The following is a 665-nucleotide window of genomic DNA, read 5'->3' on the forward strand; positions in this document are numbered from 1 at the left end:
CACCAGACCGGCCTCTGCGTGCTGGGTATGGAAGGCACCGTCAAAGGCGCGCAATTGCTCAGCCGCTGGTGGCAGAGCGGTGAAGTTGAAGCGAGCAACTTGGCCATGCGCGCTTATGTGTTCAATCAGAAATCGGTTGCCGAGGTACTGGCAAAGACCCAAAGCGATATGCGCATTCTCCAAGGGCTAGCGGACGACTGGCAAAAACTGGAAACCGCATTGCAACAAGCCAAGGCACTGGCGGCGCAATTCAGTGCAATCGACGGCCATTTGGAGCAGTTAGCCCAACACGGCCACGTCAATACTGCCGGCGCACTGGCCTGGATTGGTCATTTAGGGCGTGAAGCCCTGAGCGCCGGTGCGCCCAACACTGTCGACCGAACACTGCATAGGCGTCTGGTAACCCTCCTCACTGCTTCGCTGGGTGAGCAAGCCCTCAACCTGCGCATGGCCGAACACGCCCAAGCCGGCCACACCCCCTCACCGGGCCGCGTTGCCGCACCGATCATGCGCCGGCTTGATCAGGCCTATGTCGACAGCCTGAACGGCGCGCACAGCAACAGCTTCTACCGCCTGAGGGTCAGCAGCGCGCTGCTGTTGCTGGAAGCGAGTCTGTTGCTGCTGCAAGGCAGGCGAGAAGATAAGAATCGACGGTTCTGGAGCGA

1 pseudogene is annotated in these 665 nt (G+C 60.5%); it reads left to right on the forward strand.

The annotated features are described in order from the left end of the window. A pseudogene (locus tag FW789_RS24295) lies at positions 1–665 on the forward strand (hypothetical protein); the annotation flags it as partial.

The sequence above is a fragment of the Pseudomonas sp. 1121_17 genome, assembly GCF_052850745.1.